General features: G+C 64.2%; 13 protein-coding genes and 1 pseudogene. 5 read left to right on the top strand and 9 right to left on the bottom strand.

Annotated features, from left to right (window positions below):
• Positions 1-77: 77 nt before the first annotated feature.
• The 4 genes from fixL to GWG65_RS00265 all read left to right on the top strand — a co-directional run bounded on the left by fixL (position 78) and on the right by GWG65_RS00265 (position 3,487).
• A complete protein-coding gene (gene fixL, locus GWG65_RS00280) occupies positions 78-1,595 on the top strand; it encodes a sensor protein FixL (protein WP_275193287.1) in 1,518 nt (505 codons plus the stop codon).
• Between the two features lie 3 nt (positions 1,596-1,598).
• Complete coding sequence (gene fixJ / locus GWG65_RS00275) at positions 1,599-2,216, top strand: response regulator FixJ (RefSeq protein WP_275193286.1); 618 nt, start codon at positions 1,599-1,601, stop codon at positions 2,214-2,216.
• A 43-nt stretch (positions 2,217-2,259) separates the two neighbouring features.
• Positions 2,260-2,682 carry a response regulator gene (locus GWG65_RS00270; RefSeq protein WP_275193285.1) on the top strand — a complete coding sequence of 141 codons (423 nt, stop codon included), beginning with the start codon at positions 2,260-2,262 and terminating at the stop codon, positions 2,680-2,682.
• Between the two features lie 103 nt (positions 2,683-2,785).
• Positions 2,786-3,487 carry a helix-turn-helix domain-containing protein gene (locus GWG65_RS00265; protein ID WP_275193284.1) on the top strand — a complete coding sequence of 234 codons (702 nt, stop codon included), beginning with the start codon at positions 2,786-2,788 and terminating at the stop codon, positions 3,485-3,487.
• 69 nt (positions 3,488-3,556) lie between these two features.
• Here GWG65_RS00265 and GWG65_RS00260 read toward each other — a convergent pair whose 3' ends face one another.
• From GWG65_RS00260 to GWG65_RS00245, 4 genes are read right to left on the bottom strand one after another with little or no spacing between them, the layout of a single operon-like run.
• Positions 3,557-4,879 carry an MFS transporter gene (locus GWG65_RS00260; RefSeq protein WP_275193283.1) on the bottom strand — a complete coding sequence of 441 codons (1,323 nt, stop codon included), beginning with the start codon at positions 4,877-4,879 and terminating at the stop codon, positions 3,557-3,559.
• Positions 4,876-5,397 carry a PRC-barrel domain-containing protein gene (locus GWG65_RS00255; RefSeq protein WP_275193282.1) on the bottom strand — a complete coding sequence of 174 codons (522 nt, stop codon included), beginning with the start codon at positions 5,395-5,397 and terminating at the stop codon, positions 4,876-4,878. The genes GWG65_RS00260 and GWG65_RS00255 overlap by 4 nt, the downstream gene beginning before the upstream one ends.
• Positions 5,398-5,421: 24 nt before the next feature.
• Positions 5,422-7,626: an amylo-alpha-1,6-glucosidase gene (locus tag GWG65_RS00250; RefSeq protein ID WP_275193281.1), complete on the bottom strand. Its 2,205-nt coding sequence runs from the start codon at positions 7,624-7,626 to the stop codon at positions 5,422-5,424.
• A 56-nt stretch (positions 7,627-7,682) separates the two neighbouring features.
• Entirely contained in the window at positions 7,683-9,446 is a 1,764-nt protein-coding gene (locus tag GWG65_RS00245) for an ABC transporter ATP-binding protein (protein WP_275193280.1), read from the bottom strand.
• Positions 9,447-9,724: 278 nt separating this feature from the next.
• Between GWG65_RS00245 and GWG65_RS00240 the strand changes: the two genes are divergently transcribed.
• Positions 9,725-10,795: a glycosyltransferase family 4 protein gene (locus tag GWG65_RS00240; protein ID WP_275193279.1), complete on the top strand. Its 1,071-nt coding sequence runs from the start codon at positions 9,725-9,727 to the stop codon at positions 10,793-10,795.
• 151 nt (positions 10,796-10,946) lie between these two features.
• Here GWG65_RS00240 and GWG65_RS00235 read toward each other — a convergent pair whose 3' ends face one another.
• From GWG65_RS00235 to GWG65_RS00220, 5 genes and pseudogenes are all read right to left on the bottom strand, one after another.
• Complete coding sequence (locus tag GWG65_RS00235) at positions 10,947-12,875, bottom strand: alkyl sulfatase dimerization domain-containing protein (RefSeq protein WP_275193278.1); 1,929 nt, start codon at positions 12,873-12,875, stop codon at positions 10,947-10,949.
• Positions 12,876-13,129: 254 nt separating this feature from the next.
• Positions 13,130-14,410 carry a TRAP transporter large permease subunit gene (locus GWG65_RS40410; protein ID WP_342760624.1) on the bottom strand — a complete coding sequence of 427 codons (1,281 nt, stop codon included), beginning with the start codon at positions 14,408-14,410 and terminating at the stop codon, positions 13,130-13,132.
• Positions 14,411-14,632: 222 nt separating this feature from the next.
• Positions 14,633-14,992, bottom strand: a pseudogene (locus tag GWG65_RS40405) (TRAP transporter small permease subunit); the annotation flags it as partial.
• 270 nt (positions 14,993-15,262) lie between these two features.
• Positions 15,263-16,276: a DctP family TRAP transporter solute-binding subunit gene (locus GWG65_RS00225; protein WP_275193276.1), complete on the bottom strand. Its 1,014-nt coding sequence runs from the start codon at positions 16,274-16,276 to the stop codon at positions 15,263-15,265.
• A gap of 200 nt (positions 16,277-16,476) precedes the next feature.
• Entirely contained in the window at positions 16,477-17,247 is a 771-nt protein-coding gene (locus GWG65_RS00220) for a methyltransferase domain-containing protein (protein ID WP_275193275.1), read from the bottom strand.
• Positions 17,248-17,252 lie beyond the last annotated feature (5 nt).

The following is a 17,252-nucleotide window of genomic DNA, read 5'->3' as shown; positions in this document are numbered from 1 at the left end:
TGCCTCTTGCCCGGCCTTGGGCGACATTGCCGCAACAGAACTGCATCCGGCTACCGCATGACGATGGGAGCAATCATTTGCCGCCGACGCGCGTAACGCATCCGCCCGAGGACGCTCGCGGCGAGCATTTTCGGGTCCGGATCGAGGGATTCGGCGTCGGCACTTGGGATTTCGACCTCAAAACGCGGGAGCTGGACTGGTCCGAGACCGCCGGAATTTTGCTCGGCGTCGAACGGGACCAGCCGGCGAGCTACGACCTCTTCCTCTCACGTCTCGAGCACAAGGACCGCGAGCGGGTCGAGAGCGCAATCAAGCGCGTCTCCGAGTGGGGCGGCGGCTTCGACGTGTCTTTTAGAGTCGGGGGCACCTCCGGCACAGGACAGTGGATTCGCGCCCGCGCGGGACTCATCCGGGACGAGGCCGGAGCGGCCCGGCATCTCAGCGGCATATTTCTCGACATCGACGAGGAGAAGCAGGTCGAGGAAGCGCTGCGCACCCGCGAGACTCACCTCCGCTCGATCCTCCACACCGTTCCCGATGCAATGATCGTCATCGACGGCCATGGCATCATCCAGCTATTCAGCACGGCCGCCGAGCGTCTGTTCGGCTGGTCGGAGCACGAGGCGATCGGCCAGAACGTCAGCATCCTGATGCCGGAGCCGGACCGCACCCGTCATGACAGCTACATCGCCCGATACCGTACAACCGGCGATCCGCACATCATCGGCATCGGCCGGATCGTGACTGGCAAACGCCGCGACGGAACGACCTTTCCAATGCACCTGTCGATCGGCGAGATGCAGACGGGCGGCGAGCCCTATTTCACCGGGTTCGTTCGCGACCTTACCGAGCATCAGCAAACCCAGGCGCAGCTCCAGGAATTGCAGTCCGAGCTCGTCCACGTCTCGCGCTTGAGCGCGATGGGCGAAATGGCGTCCGCGCTCGCCCACGAGCTCAACCAGCCGCTGGCAGCGATCAGCAACTACATGATGGGCTCGCGGCGGTTGCTCGCGGGCAGCAGCGACCCGAACACGGCGAAGATCGAGAGCGCACTGGACCGCGCCGCCGAGCAGGCGTTGCGCGCCGGCCAGATCATCCGACGCCTGCGCGACTTCGTCTCCCGCGGCGAATCGGAGAAGCGGGTCGAGAGCCTTTCCAAGCTGATCGAGGAGGCCGGCGCGCTCGGGCTTGCCGGCGCGCGCGAGCAGAACGTGCAGCTTCGCTTCAGCCTCAATCCGGACGCCGACCTCGTGCTCGCCGACCGGGTGCAGATCCAGCAGGTGCTGGTCAATCTGTTCCGCAATGCGCTGGAAGCGATGGCGCAATCGCCGCGACGCGAACTGATCCTCATCAACACGCCCGTCGCCGACGACATGATCGAGGTCGAGGTGTCAGACACCGGGTCCGGCTTCCAGGACGACGTGATTCCAAACCTGTTTCAAACCTTCTTCACCACCAAGGACACCGGCATGGGTGTGGGACTGTCGATCAGCCGCTCGATCATCGAGGCTCATGGCGGCCGCATGTGGGCCGAGAGCAACGCATCAGGCGGCGCGACATTCCGCTTCACCCTGCCGGCAGCCGACGAGAACTGATCCATGACGACCAAGGGAATGATCTACGTCATCGACGACGACGAGGCGATGCGGGATTCGCTGAACTTCCTGCTGGATTCTTCCGGCTTTGGCGTCACGCTGTTCGACGACGCGCAAGCCTTCCTCGACGCCCTGCCCGGCCTCGCCTTCGGCTGTGTGGTCTCCGACGTGCGCATGCCCGGCCTCGACGGGATCGAGTTGCTGAAGCGGATGAAGACGCAGAACTGCCCGTTTCCAATCGTGATCATGACCGGTCACGGCGACGTACCGCTCGCGGTCGAGGCGATGAAGCTCGGCGCGATCGACTTTCTCGAGAAACCGTTCGAGGACGACCGCCTCATCACCATGATCGAATCGGCGATCCGCCAAGCCGAGCCGGCCGCCAGGAGCGAGGCCGTCTCCCAAGATATTGCCGCCCGCGTCGCCTCCTTGAGCCCACGCGAACGGCAGGTCATGGAGGGACTGATCGCAGGCCTCTCCAACAAGCTGATCGCCCGCGAATACGACATCAGCCCGCGCACCATCGAGGTGTACCGGGCCAATGTGATGACCAAGATGCAGGCCAACAGCCTCTCGGAGCTGGTGCGGCTGGCCATGCGCGCCGGCCTGATCAAGGATTGAGACAGGTCAAGGCCCTTGCGCCGGCCTGTGCTAGCCAGTCAGCATGATCGAGATCGGCTCGCAGCATCAGCAGCTCCCAACGGCGTCATCGGCAAAGCCCACCGTCTACGTGGTCGATGACGATGCCGCCGTGCTGGGCTCCTTGCGCTTCCTGTTGGAAACCGACGGTTTTGCCGTGCGGACCTTCAGGAATGCCACGGCGCTGCTCAATGCGGCGGGCCCATCCCGCGCCGACTGTTACGTGATCGACTACAAGATGCCCGACATCAACGGCATCGAGCTGGCCTCCCGCCTGCGCCAATCCGACGGCAATACGCCCGTGATCCTGATCACCGGTTATCCCGACGGGAATATCTCCGCCCGGGCAGCGGCGGCAGGCGTGAAAGACGTGATTTTGAAGCCGCTTCTCGATGAAAACCTGATCAAGCGCATCCGCCGCGCCATCCAGGACCGGCACGAAAACTGAGCTACGGGATTCTACGTAGGTAGACCTCCCTAAGATATCGCTCGAAATTTTCAGTTCCCACAATCCCGCGTAGCAATGCGCCATCACAACGGAGATGGCGCAGATGCTGACCCAGACGTTCAACACCCGGGCGATCAAGACCCAGATCAACGGCAGCAAGATCGCCCCGGTCCATCCCGTCTCCGACCAGTTCGGCGAGATCGCCGGCCATGTCGGTCTCATCGCCACCGAATTCTCCTATCGCAAGGACGAGGAGATTTACGGCGAGGACGAGCCGGCAGAGTATGTCTACCAGGTGGTCTCCGGCGCCGTGCGCAGCTACAAGCTCCTCTCCGACGGCCGCCGCCAGATCGGCTCCTTCCATCTTCCCGGCGACGTGTTCGGCCTCGAATCCGGCCCTGCTCACCGCCTTGCAGCCGAAGCCATCATCGACACCACCGTACGGCTGGTAAAGCGTTCGAGCCTCGAGAAGGCAGCAGGCACCGACGTCCTGGTCGCCCGCAAGCTGTGGACCATGACGGCCGGTGAGCTGCGCCATGCCGAGGATCACATGCTTCTGCTCGGACGCAAGACCGCAATGGAGCGCGTTGCAACCTTCCTGCTCGAAATGGACCGCCGCTTGGCCGTCGCCAGCATGATGGCGCTGCCGATGTGCCGGCGCGACATCGGCGACTATCTGGGCCTCACGCTGGAGACCGTGTCGCGCGCGCTGTCGCAGCTTCACGCGCAGGGCATCTTAGGCTTCTCCGGCGCCCGCCAGATCGTGCTGCGCAACCGCCAGCGCCTGCACAGTCTCGACGCCTGATCTCTTCCTCCCCGCCGACGATCGATTTGGCCGGCCGAACTCGTTTCGGCCGGCCATTTTCTTGCCCCGTCATCGGGCCGCGAGGCGGCGGGTTTCCGGCATCACCAGGAGGATCAGCAAAAAGCCGGTCGCGGCGACGCCGGAGAGCCCGATGAAGGCGGCGGCATTGCCGAACTTGTCACTGACATAGCCGCCGAGCACCGTGCTCAGCGACGCGCCGATGCCGGTGGCGGTGCCGACGATGCCTTGGGCGAGATTGAAATGGCCGCTGCCGAAGGCGACGTCCGCCACGATCAGCGGAATCATCACCGCGAACACCGCCGCGGTGAAGCCGTCGAACACCTGCACCAGCACCAGCAGATAGGGATCGCGCACGGTTGCGAACAACAGACCACGGATCGTCAGCGCACCAAAGCCGATCAACAGCAGCGGCCGTCGGCCCCAGAGCTGCGCCTTGCGGCCGACCGAGGGCGAGAGCAGTGCCACGATCGCCTGCGGGACGATGATGCAGCCGGCGACGAGGACCGTCGCCCACTGGCTCGACCGCGCCGTTACCGCACTCGCCATCAGCGGCATCATTGCGCCGTTCGCGAGCTGCAACAGCAATACGCTGAGCGCGAAGACAATGAGCGGACGCTGCCGGATCAAATGCCAAAGATTGGTGTCACCACGGTCCGCCGCTTCACGCGGCATCTCGCCGTGGCAGCGCGCAATGTCGATCTCATGTTCGCGGATGCGCGAGAGCGCGATCAGGGTGGGGATCGCGAGCAGGAAGGTGACGACGAACACCGAGCGGCTCGACAGAAGGTAGCCGGCGGTGCCCATCACCGCGGCGGCGACGCCGTTGCCGAGCGAGGCGAAGCGCGCGTTGCGGCCGAGCCGCTCGCCGATCGCGAGCGGGCCGACCAGCCCGAGGCTGATCGCCGCGATCGCCGGTCCCAGCACGCAGCTCGCGGCCGCGTGCAACGTGGCCGCAGCCACCACCACGGGAAGGATCGGCATGGCCGCATAGGCCAGCGCGCAGCCGCCGATCGTCGCGATCGCGAGCGCTGCGACCAGCCGCTCGGATTTCGCGGCGTCGATGATCGCGCCGCCCGGCATCTGCCCGATCAGGGCGACGATGCCGCCGATCGACAGCACGAGGCCGATCTCGACCTGGGTCCATTTCTGCGTCGTCAGATAGACCGCGATGAAGGGGCCAAATCCTGTCTGGACGTCGGCAAGAAAGAAGATGAACCAGTCGAGGCCGCGCAGGCTCTGGCGCGAGGGAGCCGGAAGACCGGCCGGCGGCGGCGCGGCGACGTTGTCCTGCTCAACGTGGCGACCGCGATTCCGGGCGGCATGATTCGGCTTTCTCGACAACACAGGCGGCCATCCCTCCCCGCGCCTCACTGAATCGCTTGCAGCGGCTGCAGGCTGCCGGATGCGCCGAGCACGACGATCGGCGCATCTTCCTTGTATTCCGGCGCGGCCGCGACCTGCGCCTTGGTCAGTTCCAGCGTGATGCTGTCCTTCTTGTTGGCGATCTTGCCGAATCGCATCGCGTTCCAGTCCACCACGATCCTGCGGCTGCCGACGCCGAGAAAGCCGCCGAAATCGATCACGGCGGCGCGCACATGACCGGTGCGATCGACAATGATGTCGACGATGCGCCCCATGCCCTCGTCCGCGGCGCTCCGCACGTCGCGGCCGAGGACGCCATGGGCATCGCTCGCGCCGATGATCGTCACCGACGGCGGCGGCGCGGCATCCTTTGGCGTGACCGGCACCGTTGACGCCGGCGGCTGTGCCGTCGGCGGCGCATTTGCCTCACTTGGGGGCACGGGCTGCTCCTCCGCGGCGCGCGACACCGGGGCGGTCAAGCCCGCGGCGATCGCAACGCTCAGAACCAACCATCCAGCGGCACGCATATACCCTCCTCGCGGCCCGCCTTGCTAGCGTGCCAGCACGATCGACACCTGGATCTGGCCGCGCGTGCGCAGCACTTCCAGCGCCACATCGTCGCCGTGGCGGCTGACACGCAGATCGACGCTGGAATCGCCCAGTCGCAGATCGCGCAGGATCACCTCGTTCAAGAACGACGGCAGATGCGGATTGCGCAGCCGGATTTCGCCGCGCGCCACATCGAATTCGATGCCCAGCGCCGCCTCCAGCAGCGTGAATGGCGTCGCGCTGGCCCAGGCCTGCGGCGCGCACGCGACCGGATAGAGCGTCGGACCGCGCCGCTTTTCGCGTCGGAACCCACAGAACAGTTCGGGCAGCCGCCGCAGGTCCATATAGGTCGCAGCGTCGAACAGGCCCTTGAAGACGTGCGCGACCGAATGCTTGAGCCCATAGCGCGCGAGCCCGAGCGCAATCAATGCATTGTCGTGCGGCCAGATCGAGCCGTCATGATAGGACATCGGGTTGTAGCGCACCTCGCCTTGCGCCACGGTGCGGATGCCCCAGCCCGAGAAGAAGTGCGGCCGCATCAGGTCGGCAGCGACCAGCCGCGCGCGGTCCTCGCGGATCATGCCGCTGAACAGGACCTGTCCCGCATTCGAAGTCCGCACCCTGCAGGGCCGCTTGCTGCCATCGAGCGCGAGCGCGTAGGTGCCAAGCTCCTCGCACCAGAACGCCTTCTCGAAGCGCTCGGCCAGCGCCTTGGCTTCCGCCTCGAGCTTCCTCACGCGATCCGGCTTGCCGAGCCGCAGGGCGCAGCGCGCGGCGAGCTGCTTTGCCGCGTAAACGTAGCCCTGGACTTCGGCGAGCGCGATATTGCCTTCCGCAAGCTGGCCGTCGGCGTGGAAGATCGCGTCGAACGAGTCCTTCCAGCCCTGGTTGGCGAGGCCCTTTTCGGTGGCCCGCTGATATTCGACAAAGCCATCCTGATCGGGATCGCCGGGCCCGTCGATCCAGGCGAGCCCCGCCTCGATCGCCGGCCACAGCTCGATCAACGTCTTCTCGTCGCCCGTGCGCTCGAAATACCGCCCGGCCAGCAGCACGAACAACGCGGTCGAATCCACGCTGCCGTAATATTGCGAGAACGGCACCTCGCCCAGCGCAGCCATCTCGCCGCCACGCATCTCGTGCAGAATCTTGCCCGGCGCGGCGTCCGCCAGCGGATCGACCGCTTTCGCCTGGAAATGCGCGAGCCGCCGCAACACGCCCTTGGCGATCCGCGGATCGACCCACAGCATCTGCAGCGCGGTGATCAGCCCGTCGCGGCCGAACGTCGTCGAGTACCAGGGAATGCCGGCGTAGGGATAACGTCCCTGCGGCGTCTCGGTCATCAACATGTTCAGATCGGCCATCGCCTGGCACAGGACTTCGTTGAAAATGTTATTGGAGGTCTCGATGCTGGCAGCGCCCATGGTCGAGTGGCGCATTTCGCGCCGATGGGCGAGCAGGCCCCGGAAGAAGCGCGCAGGCTTCTCTGCCGGCGGCCGGTTGCAGGAGACGGCCACGAACAGCGATTTGGCCTGGTGCGGCTCCAGGTCGAGCTCCCAGGTCGCGGCATTGACCGAGAGCCGGGTCGGACGCGGGTCGAAATGCAGGCCGGTGCTGCGCTCGGCGTCATCGAGGCCGCGATATTCGAACAACACGTCGGTCGGTCCGAACAGTCGGCTCGTTCCGATGCCGCGGCGCGGCCGCCGCTCGCCGCGGACCTCGAACAAATCGGCGAAGTCGTTGCCGAACAGCAGCGTCAGCGGGATGCTGGTGCGCCGGTCGCCATGGTTCTGCACGCCGATGCGCTGATAGGCGGTACCGCGCCACAGGAAGATCGTGCGCACGATGTGCAGCAGGTCTTTTTGCAGAACGAGGCTGCCCTCCCGGTAGATGTCCGGGTTGGTGAGGTCGACGGTCAGCGCCGAATTGTCGTCACGCAGGTTCGAGCCGAGCAGCAGCGGCTGGAGATCGTCGAGCACGAGCTCGAGCCGGGCAAGATAGCGCGTGTCGTGATGGAACAGGCCGTCCGGCCCGCCGGCCGAGGCGCCGATGTCGCCATGGCTGTCGAGCACGATGAAGGTGTCGTCGTGCTTGAGCGAACGCCGCGGCCGGGCCGATGGCCCGGTCATCGGAATGTAGAAAGGCTGCTCGGCGACCTGCTCCACGGTCCGCGTCACAGAGACGAATTGGGTTACGGCTTCGGCCGACATGAGCTCTTCCCCTGCGCTTGTTTCGAAACGCAACCGACGAGAACGCGACTCTTGATTTACGCGGCGGCTTGCGAGAGCCGGCTCATTTCCTGCGTAACCAGCTCACGATAAGGCCCGTGTCCCTGCATCAGACGCTCGGGCGAGCCGTCCTCGATGATCTTACCATTCTTCAACACGACCACACGGTCGAAATTGCGCAGCGTCGCGAGCCGATGCGCAATCGCAATCACGGTGCGGCCACGCATCAAGCGCGAGAGCGCTTCGCGGATCGCCTCCTCGGATTCGCTGTCGAGCGCCGCGGTCGCCTCGTCCAGCAGCAGGATCGGCGCGTCCTTGAGGAACGCCCGCGCTATCGCGATGCGCTGGCGCTGGCCGCCGGACATTTTGACGCCGCGGTCGCCGACCATGGTGTCGAGACCTTCCGGCAGGCTCTCGACGAAATCGCAGCGCGCCGCGATCGCCGCCCGCAGCACCTCGTCGTCGGTCGCATTGGGGCGGCCGTAACGGATGTTCTCGCGGATCGAGCGATGGAACAGAGAGATATCCTGCGGCACGACCGAGATTGCCTCGCGCAGGCTGAGCTGGGTTACCTTGGAGATATCCTGCCCGTCGACGGTCACGCTGCCCTCGTCGACGTCGTAGAAGCGCTGAAGCAGCGTGAACAGCGTCGACTTGCCGCCGCCGGACTGGCCGACCAGGCCGACACGCTGGCCGGGCTGGAGCCGCAGGCTGAACCGCTCGAAGATCTTCGCGCCGCCGGGATAGCCGAAGGTGACGTTGTTGAACGCAATCGCGGCGCCGCTCTTGACGAGGGGTTCGGCATCGGGGTGATCGCGCAATTCATGCGGCACCAACAGCGTCGCGATGGCCTCGGTCAGCCGCGCGACGTGCTGGGTGACGTCGACCAGGGCCACCGCGAGATCGCGCGTGGCATTGAGAATGGAGAGGCCGAGGGTGCAGACCAGCACCACGTCGCCCGTGGTCGCCTCGCCCCGCTGCCAGAGCGTGATCGCCCAGGCCATCAGCGCAACGGTGAGCACGACGGTCACGCCGGCGTGAGTGAGCCGGAGCTTTTCCAGGTAGCGCAGGCTGCGGCCGCGCGCGGTGAGTTCCCGGTTGACGGTGGCGTCGAAACGTTCGTGCTCGTGGGTTATGCCGCAGAAGGCCCGGACCAGCGGCATATTGCTGATGACGTCGATCATCTCGCCGTCGACCACGGCGGCCTTGTCGGCGAAATCGTCATGCAGCGGCTTGCCGGCGGCGGCGAGGTGGAACATCGCCAGCACCATGCCGCCGGCGATCACGATCAGGCCGAGCGCCATATATGGGCTGACGGTTCCAATCAGCGCGATTGCCGCAACTGTGGCAATGCAAGGCGGGAGCACATTCCAGACGAACATGTTCTCGACCGTAAACACTGCATTCGACGTGGCGGTGATGCGGCTGGTGAGCATGCCCGGCATCCGGTCCGAAAAATAGCTCGGTGCGTGTCCGGTCAGATGGCGGAAAATGTCACGGCGCAAATCGCCGGTGACGCGGACGAACGTGAAGCTCGCGGTCCAGCTCGCGATCCGCCACAGGAAATTGTCGGCGGTGATCAGCGACATGAGGAAAACGAATGCCAGCCATACGCTGCCGCCATGCGAAGGCCCGGCCGACAGGCTATCGACCAGGGACTTGACGCCGTACTGCGTGCCCACGGAGCAGGCAACCGCCGCCACCACGGCAGTCAGGATCACCAGATGTGACGCCATACGACGCCGTAGATAGCGCAGAACAAAGGCAAATGGCCTGCGCGCGTATCCAGAAAGATGATCCATTTAGCTGCGACCCCGTGGTGATGATTCCAATTTTGTTACTGATCGACTGAACATCGACCGCTTCGCCTCGGTTCCCGGGCAGACCATCACGACATGGGGATGCGGACGATCTGAGATCAGCTGATGGCAGGACCAAGATCGCGCGCCACGTGTCGAATAAGTAACATTCGTTGAGAGGAACTTCGCAAGTGCGGGAACGTTCCCTTGACTGGGCGCATGCCGGTGCCGAAGAGGCGGGGGTTTTCTAACAATCATGATCGCACAGAGGAGATGGTGAGATGCGCATCGCGCAGGTAGCTCCGTTGACGGAGGCTGTTCCACCCAAGCTTTATGGCGGCACCGAGCGGGTGGTGCATTGGTTGACGGAAGAGCTGGTTGCCTTGGGACACGATGTAACGCTGTTCGCGAGCGGCGATTCGCAGACATCGGCGAAGCTGGATGCTCTGTGGCCGCGGGCACTCCGGCTCGACGGTTCCGTGCGCGATCCCAACGCGCTGCACATGGTGATGCTGGAACGGGTGCGGCAAAAATGTGACGACGAGGAGTTCGACTTCCTCCACTTCCATCTCGATTACTATCCGTGGTCGCTGTTCTACCGCCAGCCGACGCCGTTCGTGACCACGCTGCATGGCCGGCTCGATCTCCCCGAGCACCAGCCGGTATTCAACACGTTTCCCAAGGTTCCTGTGATCTCGATCTCGAACGCGCAGCGGCGTCCGGTGCCGCAGGCCAACTGGGTGAGGACCATTCACCATGGCCTGCCGGAGAACCTGCTGACGCCGAAGCCGGCTCGCCAGGAATATCTCGCCGTGCTCGGCCGCATCGCGCCGGAAAAGGGCGTCGACCGCGCCATCAAGATCGCCACCCATTGCGGCATCCCGCTGAAAATCGCAGCCAAGGTCGATCGCGCCGATCAGGATTATTATGACGAGCTGATCCGGCCCATGATCGAGAACAATCCGCTGGTCGAATATATCGGCGAAATCAGCGATCACGAGAAGTCGGACTTTTTGAGCGGTGCGCTCGGGCTGCTGCTCCCGATCGACTGGCCGGAGCCGTTTGGCCTCGTGATGATCGAGGCCATGGCCTGCGGAACGCCGGTGGTCGCCTTCAATCGCGGCTCGGTGCCTGAGATCGTCGATGAGGGGCTGACCGGCTTCGTGGTCGAGGACGTCCTCAGCGCGGCCGGCGTCGTCAAACGGCTTCCGGAGTTGAGCCGCGCCGCAATCCGCAAGCAGTTCGAAACGCGGTTCACGGCCCGGCGCATGGCGCTGGACTATCTCGCCGCATATCGCAACCTGACCGAGGAGCAGGCGCCGCGGATCAAGCTGGTGAGCAGCGCTGAGTAGGCAACGTCGCATCCGCACACATCGCTGTCATGCTCCGCGAAAGCGGGGCATCCAGTATTCCGCGGCTTCTCGGTAAACCACAGTCGCCGTGGCGTACTGGATCGCCCGGTCAAGCCGGGCGATGACAGCGAGAACGTAGCGAGCGGAGCCCCTACACCACCGCCGCCCGCTTCGGCTCGACGATCTCGAACATGCGCGGGAATTCGTCCATCAGGCCCATCAGCTCCGCGAGCCGCATCGGGTTGCCGGCGAGCTTGACCTTGCCGGCGGCAACCGCCTCCGGAAAGCTCGTCAGCTTCGCGATCACTTCATCGAGCGTCGCGCGCGCCAATGTGAAGCTGGCGTCAGCGCCTTCCGCTTGCATGCCTGCGATATAGGTGAGCGCGCAGTTCTCCAGGTTGAGCACAAAAGTCTCGCCGGTGTCGGAAAAGCTCCAGTTCAGCACGATGTGCTTGCCCTCGGCCTTGGGGCCGTTGAGGCGGACGCCGAGCATGTCCCAGAGCTGCGAGGTGCGCAGCGCCGCGAGCGTCTCGCGCGGAATCGGCGGACGCGGCGGCGTCTTCGGCATGCCCTGGCGCAATTCCTGGGCGCCGAACAGATAGGCGTTGCGCCAGGTGGCGCTTTCGGCCGCATAACCGAGCTGCTCCAGCGTGTCCGCCAGCAGCGCACGCGCCGCCGCATTGTCCGGCTCGGCGAACACGAGATGGCCGAGCGCCTGCGCCACGAAGCGGAATTCGCCCTTGTCATAGTCCTTGCGCGCGCGAGCGAGGATCGCATCAGCGCCGCCCATATACTCGACGTACTTCTTGCCGGATTCGACCGGCGGCAGCGGATCGAGATTGACCGGATTGGCGTCGTACCAGCCGAGATATTTCTGGTAGATCGCCTTCACATTGTGGCGGATGTGGCCGTAATAGCCGCGGCCGTGCCAGGCGCCTTCGAGGCTCTTCGGCAATTGAATGGTCTCGGCGATCTCGGCAGCGTTGAGACCGTGGTTCATCAGGCGGATGGTCTGGTCATGCGTGAACTTGTAGAGATCGCGCTGCTGGCGGATCATCGTGCCGATGCGCTCGCGCCCCCACACCGGCCAGTGATGCTGGCCGCACATCGCCTCCGCCTTGCCGTCCCATAGCTGCAGCGCCTCGCCGAGATATTTCGACCAGGCCAGTGCGTCGCGCACATCGGCGCCGCGGAACGGCAGCAGATTGTGGAAATTGTGCGTGCAGTTCTCGGCGAGGTTCAGCAGCTTGTAGCGCGGAATGAAGAAATGCATCTCCGCCGGCGCTTCGCTGTTCGGCGCCATCTGGAATTCGAATTCGACGCCGTCGATCACGCGCGTGTCGCCGGTCGCCATGATCAGGTCGGTCGGGCGCAGCAGCGCGACCGAGCCTGCCGCCATCGACTTGCCGAGGCCGCAATCGACCTGCCCGCGCACGCCCTTGGCGAGGAACGGGCCGAACTGGTACTGCGCCCGGCGCAACATCGCCGGCCCGGCGATGATGTTCTCCGAGACGGCGTGCTCCATGAACAGATTCGGCGCGATGAGCGGCACCCGGCCGGTGGCGAGCGCATCCTCCTCCAGCACCCCGCGCGCACCGCCCCAGTGATCGGTATGGGTGTGGGTGAAGATCACGGCCGCGACCGGCCGCATGCCACGGTGCTTGTAATAGAGATCGAGCGCCGCACGGGCGCCTTCGATCGATGTCAGTGTGTCGACGACGATGACGCCGCGCTCGCCCTCGATCAGCGTCATGTTGGCGATGTCGAGCCCGCGCACCTGGTAGACGCCGGGAACGACCTCGAACAGGCCGTGATGCATGTTGAGGCGCGACTGGCGCCACAGGCTCGGATTGACCGTGGGCGGCGCCTCTTCGGTGGACAGGAAGCCATAGGGCTCGAGGCTCCAGACCGCCCGTCCCTGCGGATTGGTGACCTGCGCGTTCTCGATCGTGCCGAGGAAGCCGCGCGCGGCATCGTCGAAATCCCGCGTGTCGGAAAACGGCAGCGCGTTCAGCATGGCGTCCTGCTGTGCGATGACGGACGGCGACGCGTCCCTGGGCTCGCTGCTGGCTTCGGTCATCTTCGTTTCCTCCCGGCCTGTAGGAGGCATCTAACCGCATCTCGCAGGTGATTGCCAACAATGACGGCAAGGAAGCAGGAGGCCTCTTCTTCCCTTCTCCCCTTGTGGGAGAAGGTGGCGCGAAGCGCCGGATGAGGGGTCTATATCCGCGAACTCCAACTAAAAGAGTTTTCCGCGGAGAGAACCCCTCACCCGGCTTCGCTATCGCGAAGCCACCCTCTCCCACAAGGGGCGAGGGTGCACTGCATATGTAGCTACATTCCCAGCAGGTTGGGCAGCCACAGTGAAAGACCCGGCCAGTAGGTCACGAGCACGAGGAACGCCAGCATCGTCAGGAGCCATGGCCACACCGCGACCGTGAGCTCGGTGATGCCCATCTTGGCGATACCGGAGGCGACATAGAGGTTGAGCCCGACAGGCGGATGGCACAGCCCGACCTCCATGTTGACCGTCATCAAGATGCCGAAATGGATCGGATCGATGCCGAGCTTGATCGCGACCGGAAACAGGATCGGCGCCATGATCAGGATGATCGAGGACGGCTCCATCACATTGCCCGCCAGCAGCAGCAGAAGGTTGACGACGAGCAGGAAGCCGATCCAGCCGAGGCCCTGGTCGATCATCCACTGCGCCAGTGCCTGCGGTACATTCTCGTAGGTCATCAGGAACGAGAACAGCACGGCGTTCGTGATGATGTAGAGCAGCATCGCCGAAAGATTCGCCGATGACAGCAGCACCCGCGGCACGTCCCGCAGCTTGAGGTCCTTGTAGATGAACACCGCAACGACGAAGGCATAGACCGCGCTGACGGCGGCGGCTTCGGTCGGCGTGAACAGGCCGCTGTAGATGCCGCCGATCACGATCACGATCAGCAGGATGCCCCACATCGACTTGCGGAACGCGTCGAGGCGCTCCATGAAGGTCGCCTTCGGCATCCGCGGATAATCGTTGCGCCAGGCGCGATAGAACGTCGTCGCACCGAGGAGAGTGGCCAGCACGAACCCCGGCACGATGCCGGCGATGAACAGCTTGCCGACGGAGCTGTTGGTGGAGACGGCAAAAAGCACCATCGGAATCGAGGGTGGAATGAGAATGCCAAGCGAGCCGGAGGTCGTGATCACGCCCGCGCCGAACCGCTTTGGAAATCCCTGCGCGACCATGGCGGGCAGGAGCACCGAGCCAATCGCCACCACGGTCGCCGGAGACGAGCCGGAAATCGCGGCAAACAGCGCGCAAGCGACGACGGCTGACAGCGCGAGCCCGCCGTACCAATGGCCGACCAACGCGGTTGCAAAGGCGATCATCCGGCGCGCCACGCCGCCATGGGTCAGGAAATTGCCGGCGAGGATGAAGAACGGGATCGCCATGATCTCGAAGCTCTCGATGCCCGTGAACAGCTTCAGCGCCACCGATTCGGTCCGCACGTCGGTCAGCGTGAACATGAAGCTGAGCACGGTCAGACCGAGCGCGATCGAGATCGGCATGCCCGTGAGCATCAGCGATAGCAGAAGCGCGAAAACCACGGCGACCCGCAGTCCCTGCGGCAACGTGATGACGTGCGCCGAATGGGCGAAGCACAAGGCCACGATCAGGATCGGCAGCAACATCAGGACCCAGCCGAGCGGACTGCGCTCGTCGCGGACAACCTGGCTGCGCGTGACCGGTGCCGGATGAACCGGGTCTATCTCGACGCCTTCGACGCCGGCCATGTCGTGATGCGGCAGCTCGCCGGTGTGATAGAACGACCAGGCGACCTGCAGGAAGCGGAAGCACATCAAGCCGGAGCCGAGCGGGATGGTGAGATACACCAGCCACATCGGCGCTTCGAGATCGTTCGACTGCTGGCCGGTCTGCCACATCTGGCCGACGAACGCGGCACCGAAATAAGCGACGATGGCAGTGAAAAGCGCCCCGCACAAAAGACCGAAAGTGATGACGCGGCGGCGCGATCCGCCGGGCAGGATGTTGACGAGCACGTCGACGCCGACGTGGATACCGGTGCGAACGCCATAGGCCGCGCCGAACTTGGCCATCCAGATGAACATGTAGATGCAGAGCTCTTGCGCCCAGGACAGGTCGAGGTCGGCAAGCCAGACGAACACCGCGCGCGCGGGCACGGCAAGGAAGCTCAAGTTGCGGGCTTCCGCCCATTTGGCGAGATCGATCGACAGCCCTGCCCCGTAGCGATGCAGCACGGCGACGAAGATCAGCGATGTCGCGGCCGCAATGAGCGTCGCGATCAGCCATTCCTCGAGATGATTGAGCACACGATTCAGAACACGCAGCAACTTGGTCCCCCCAGCATCGGCTCGTCATTCAAGAGCGAAACGGCCGGGAGCGCGTGACCCCCGACCGTTCGTGTTATTGTTGTTATAAGGCGCGGGCCGTCAGTTCATCTTGACGTCGAGTTCCTTGGCGAGGAGATCGAGCACCTCCTGCCCGACCCGGCCCTTTGCCCATTTGTACGTCGGCTGCATCGCCTCTTGCCACGCCTTGCGATCGGCGTCGGTGAGATAATGCAGCGTGGTCTTGCCCGCCTTCTTGATCTCGGCGAGCGCGTCCTCATTCTCCTGGCGCGCGATCGAGTTGGTGTAGTCGGTCGCCTCGTTCATGGCTTTTTCGAGCTGGGTGCGGATATCGGGCGCCAGGCCGGACCAGAATTTCGAATTGACGATGACGGCGTATTGCAGATGCGCGTGATAGGACACGGTGATGTCCTTCTGCACCTCGTAGAATTTCTGCGTCCAGTAATTCGACGCGGTGTTCTCGCAGCCGTCGACCACGCCGGTCTGGAGCGCCTGGTAGACTTCCGAGAATGCCATGATCTGCGGGATCGTGCCGACCAGGCGGAAATACTGGTCGGCGACCTTCGATCCGGAGATGCGGAATTTCAGTCCCTGGAAATCAGTCGGCTTCACCAACGGACGGTTGGCCGAGACCATGTGGAAGCCGTTGTCCCAATAGCCAAGCCCCGTGATGCCCTTGGCCTCGAGCTTCTGGAACAGCCACTTGCCGACTGTACCCTTCATCGCATTGGCGTAGGTCTCGCCGTCCTTGAACAGCCAGGGCAAGTCGAGCGCCTCGAATTCCTTGATGCCGAGCGGCGCGAATTTCGCGGTCGAGGGCGCGAGCATGTGCACGGAGCCGAGCTGCAACGCCTCGATCTCCTCCTTGTCCTTGTAGAGCGTGGAGTTCGGATAGACTTCGATCTTGACCTTGCCGTCGGTGTACTTCTCGGCGAGCTCCTTGAACTTCAGCGCGCCCTTGCCCTTCGGGGTATCGTTGGCGACGACGTGACTGAACTTGATGACGATCGGGCTTTGGGCCTGGGCCGAGACAGGAGACAAGGCAGGGACCACAAGAATAGCCGCGGCGGCGACAGCAAGAAGCAGCTTGCGCATGAAGTAACCTCCCAACAACCTCTAGAACCGGGTTCTTTTTTGTTTTCCGGTTTCAGTAGTGGCAGCAATCCACCACCCGAACAACTAGACCTAAGCCCAATTTGCCGCAGCCAAGCTAGCTTGACCGCCGGTGTCTACGCAACTCAGCACCCGCTCCAGCCTGCGCTGGCGAGCGCTTATGTCGCATCGCGGCAACGCGATCAGCCCTTGCGCTGGGCAACCATGAAGAGGCGCCGGAACGGGAACAGCGTCTGCCCCATCGAATTCTTCGGATAGGCTTTCGCCACCCGCTCGCCATAGGCGGCCTCAAACGCCGCTTTCTCTTCGCCCTGCAACACGTCGAGATAACGTGTCAACCAGGTGCCCTTGGTCCACTCCTTCACGGGGTTCTCGCCTTCCAGCACCTGGAGGTATTCAGTCTCCCAGATGTCGATGTTTTGGGACAGGGGCAAAAGAACATCGTGATAGAACGCCGGCCCTTCGACCGGCGGCGGCGTGACGAGATGCTCGACCTTGGACCGCCAGGGTCCGTTGAGGGCGGTCTCGCCGATCAGCACATGCGAAGGCGCGAGGAAGTTGCGCGGCATCTGCACCGCAAGCATGCCGCCCGGCGTCACCTTCTCCATCACCGAGGGGAAGAGTGCCGCATGATTGGGCAGCCAGTGCAGTGCGGCATTGGAATAGACCACGTCATATTGCTTCGCCGGGCGCCAGTGTCCGAGATCCTGATGTGACCACTCCACGTCCGGCGCGGCCTTCCGGCCCGCGGCGACCATCTCGGCCGAGCCCTCGACGCCGGTCACGGTCGCGCCCGGCCAACGCTCCTTGATGAGCTTGGTGACGTTGCCGGCGCCGGCGCCGAGATCGGCAATCTCGCGCGGCGCAAAATCCGGAATCCGCATCAACAGATCGACCGCGGGCCGGAGCCGGTGGCCGGAAAATTTCAGATATTGCTGCGGATCCCAGACCATCGCCG

The organism is Bradyrhizobium sp. CSA207, assembly GCF_029051685.1.
In the GTDB taxonomy this organism is placed as follows: domain Bacteria; phylum Pseudomonadota; class Alphaproteobacteria; order Rhizobiales; family Xanthobacteraceae; genus Bradyrhizobium.
This window is presented reverse-complemented; position numbering and strand designations above follow the sequence as displayed.

Bases quoted from the DNA above. Each gene is read 5' to 3' on its own strand.
- GWG65_RS00270 (WP_275193285.1), top strand. From the start codon at position 2,260: ATGATCGAGATCGGCTCGCAGCATCAGCAGCTCCCAACGGCGTCATCG.
- GWG65_RS00250 (WP_275193281.1), bottom strand. From the start codon at position 7,626: ATGTCGGCCGAAGCCGTAACCCAATTCGTCTCTGTGACGCGGACCGTG.
- GWG65_RS00255 (WP_275193282.1), bottom strand. From the start codon at position 5,397: ATGCGTGCCGCTGGATGGTTGGTTCTGAGCGTTGCGATCGCCGCGGGC.
- GWG65_RS00265 (WP_275193284.1), top strand. From the start codon at position 2,786: ATGCTGACCCAGACGTTCAACACCCGGGCGATCAAGACCCAGATCAAC.
- GWG65_RS00245 (WP_275193280.1), bottom strand. From the start codon at position 9,446: ATGGATCATCTTTCTGGATACGCGCGCAGGCCATTTGCCTTTGTTCTG.
- GWG65_RS00220 (WP_275193275.1), bottom strand. From the start codon at position 17,247: ATGGTCTGGGATCCGCAGCAATATCTGAAATTTTCCGGCCACCGGCTC.
- fixJ (WP_275193286.1), top strand. From the start codon at position 1,599: ATGACGACCAAGGGAATGATCTACGTCATCGACGACGACGAGGCGATG.
- GWG65_RS00225 (WP_275193276.1), bottom strand. From the start codon at position 16,276: ATGCGCAAGCTGCTTCTTGCTGTCGCCGCCGCGGCTATTCTTGTGGTC.
- GWG65_RS00240 (WP_275193279.1), top strand. From the start codon at position 9,725: ATGCGCATCGCGCAGGTAGCTCCGTTGACGGAGGCTGTTCCACCCAAG.
- GWG65_RS00235 (WP_275193278.1), bottom strand. From the start codon at position 12,875: ATGACCGAAGCCAGCAGCGAGCCCAGGGACGCGTCGCCGTCCGTCATC.